The organism is Gemmatimonas sp., from assembly GCF_021298855.1.
GTDB lineage: Bacteria > Gemmatimonadota > Gemmatimonadetes > Gemmatimonadales > Gemmatimonadaceae > Gemmatimonas.
The window spans coordinates 1-2,709 of the sequence record NZ_JAJTHI010000054.1; the positions used below are offsets into that span (position 1 = coordinate 1).

The 2,709-nt window shown below is 69.7% G+C and carries 2 protein-coding genes and 1 pseudogene; 2 read left to right on the forward strand and 1 reads right to left on the reverse strand.

The genetic code is table 11. The features are described from left to right. Positions 1 to 395 (reverse strand): annotated as a pseudogene (locus tag LW840_RS14770) (hypothetical protein); the annotation flags it as partial. Positions 396 to 781: 386 nt separating this feature from the next. On the opposite strand from LW840_RS14770, the gene LW840_RS14775 reads away from it, so the two are divergent. Continuing rightward, positions 782 to 1,231: a protease inhibitor I42 family protein gene (locus tag LW840_RS14775; protein WP_291262772.1), complete on the forward strand. Its 450-nt coding sequence runs from the start codon at positions 782 to 784 to the stop codon at positions 1,229 to 1,231. A 115-nt stretch (positions 1,232 to 1,346) separates the two neighbouring features. After that, positions 1,347 to 2,228: a hypothetical protein gene (locus LW840_RS14780; protein ID WP_291262773.1), complete on the forward strand. Its 882-nt coding sequence runs from the start codon at positions 1,347 to 1,349 to the stop codon at positions 2,226 to 2,228. Positions 2,229 to 2,709 lie beyond the last annotated feature (481 nt).

The following is a 2,709-nucleotide window of genomic DNA, read 5'->3' on the forward strand; positions in this document are numbered from 1 at the left end:
GCAACACGTGGTCGATGGGACAGGCATTGCAATCGGAGCGGGTCGACTCTCCGTGGGGGAGAGGGCGCGATCACGGACCGCGCGATCGCGGGCCGCGCGAGGACCGACTGACGGGCGGCGCAGGGCCGGAGGTGGGTGATCCGGCCGACCATCGCGTCGGCGCCGCGCACCGCGGCGTCGAACGCCTCACTGTCGCCGTGGTCGTGGCCCATGTCGTCGGTGTACTGCAGGTAGACCCACGTCCGGGCGGGGCCCACCCTGCGGATGTGGCGCGCGGCCTCGACGGTCACCCGCTGATCGACGGCCCGCACCGGCGTGCGCCGCGACATGCGATAACGCCAGGGTGTCGCGCTCGAAGCCGTCCGCCGCATGATCGACGCGGAACTGGCCGGCATCCGGACGCCTCTCACCAATGAGCACCATCCGATTGTCGAGCCACGCGGAAAACACCGCGGTGCGCCGCTCGGGCGCGACCGTCGCGACGATGCGGAAGTGATTCCAGTAGGCATAGTCGGGCGACTGGTTGCTGTTCCCGCGCACCCGGTGCTTGTTCGCCCACGTGCCGATGCGGTGGCTCATGTATCAGGGAGCCGAGACCGTCGGTGTCTCATTCGGTCCGCCCAGCAGCCGATCAGCAAGCGCATGGATGCGGCAGTCACGACGGAAGACACCGGGTGACAGTGGCGAGACACGCGGCAGGGCATGCGGTGCGCAGCGCTGTCCGCACGGTAGCTTTTCCGGGTAGACAACTCCACCTCCCCGACCGTGAAGGCTGGCTCCCATGGCAAGCACACGCAGCATGGCGCGTGCGGCCGCCCGCGCCGCAACGATGTTCACCCTCGCCCTGGCAATCACGGGGTGCGGCATGCCCAGTAGTGACGAAACGCCCGGGTATCGGCATGTGACCGTGACCGCCTCCGGACCGGTTGCGGTCACCGTGGGCGATACGGTGGCGGTGATGCTTCCCGCGAACCCGTCGACCGGCTTCGCGTGGGAACTCGACAGCATCCCCGACGCGCGCGTGCTCCGGGCGTCTGGCGAGCTGATCTATGCGCCTCCTGCAAACCAGCCACCCATGCCCGGGGCTGGTGGGACCGCCACGCTCCGCTTCCACGCCATCGCCGCCGGTCAGGCCCGGCTCTCGCTCGTGTACCGACGTAATTGGGAGGTCGGCGTGCCGCCCGCCGAGCGGGTCACGATCGCGGTGACGGTGTTGCCGGCGAGCCGCTAGCAACGCCAATGCTAGCCGGGTCTCCCTTGGCGAGGTAACGTCTCCATTCGGTCCCGGTGGCGCCGAATCGTTCGGTGCGTCCACGCGCGACCCGACTTCAATCCCTCGATTGCCCATGCGTCGCACTCTCGCGGTACTTGCACTTGGCGCCGCCGCCTGCTCGCCCTCGAGCGATGTGACGGCCCCGTCTTCAGCGACCCCGGCTGCGCTGTCAGCCGCCGCCGCCAAGGCGCCCGCCGCCCCCGCCACCCCCATGCCCACGGTGGTGATCAGTGGGATGGGCTTCGGATCGACCCTGCAGCCGGGAACCCCCATTCGGGTCGTCACGAACGCCAGTGTCGTGCGCGTGGAGTATTCCATCGGGGCCATGGGCTACCTCGGCATGACCGAGAGCTACCTCGGCAATTCAACCGCCGCGCCCTTCACCTTCATGTGGACGGGATTCCCGAGCTCCATCGATCTGGGGCGCAACCTGCAGCTCGTGGTTCGGGCGTTCGACAGCACCGATCGCGTGGCGACCGTCCAGCTGCCCATTGTCGTGCCGGGCACCTGCTTCGGCAGGGTGACGCCTGCTCGGAACTGTGCGGCGTCCGGCTACTGGCAGGTCACCAACCTGAACGGAGCGAGCCTCGTGGGCATCGCGTACAACTCCGCCGTCCGCAGCGCCACGCAGCTCGACAAGGCCGGTGAAGCCGGCGACTTCCCGGTGACCGCCAACGTGGCCGGCCGCTACGAGATCAGCATCAATCAGTATCGGCTCTCCGGGGTGAAGCCGGCCTTCTCCGTGAGCGTCAATGGCACGGTGGCCGCGGCCTCGCTGAACGCCGTGAGGACGGCCACGGCGTGGAACAATTTCGGCGCCGCCGATTTCTCGCGCTCCGCGTCCACGACGATCGTCGCCAATCTCGTGGCCGGCGTGAACCGCATCCGCGTCCAGAGCCTCGGCGCCGGCGTCCTCACCATCGGCAGCGTCTCGATCGCCCAGCCGGGCTCATAACGGCACCCGCACACACAGGGGCGACGCATCGCATCACGTCGCCCCTACGCCCCTCCCCCATGCCCCCCACCGTGCACCGCCGCACCGTCATCGGCGGCGTCGCCAGGACGGCCGGGCTGGCCCTTGTCGGCCCCTTCGAGCAGCCCGCCGCCGCCGCACCGAATCAGGGACCACCGCCGCCCCAGTCGGATAGGGAACTCGATCAGGGTGGATCGACTAGTCGTCGAACGGACGGGCGCGGGAAGCGTGTCGGGCCGGGGTTCGTGACGGCCCACGTCGATGGGGGGCTCCGTAGCCCGCCGTCCGCCGCACGGGCGGCGCGGGGCCGGAGGTGGGTGAAGATCTGGTCGATCGCCGTTGCCTGGGTGATGCACTGCCCACTCTCGTGAGCCTCGCGTCGGCCTCGCGTCGGCGTCGCGCCCACCGAACGGCTGATGGCCGCCGTGGCGTGCCGGCGGCGTTACCTTCCCACCTCCTCCAC

Bases quoted from the DNA above. Each gene is read 5' to 3' on its own strand.
- LW840_RS14775 (WP_291262772.1), top strand. From the start codon at position 782: ATGGCAAGCACACGCAGCATGGCGCGTGCGGCCGCCCGCGCCGCAACG.
- LW840_RS14780 (WP_291262773.1), top strand. From the start codon at position 1,347: ATGCGTCGCACTCTCGCGGTACTTGCACTTGGCGCCGCCGCCTGCTCG.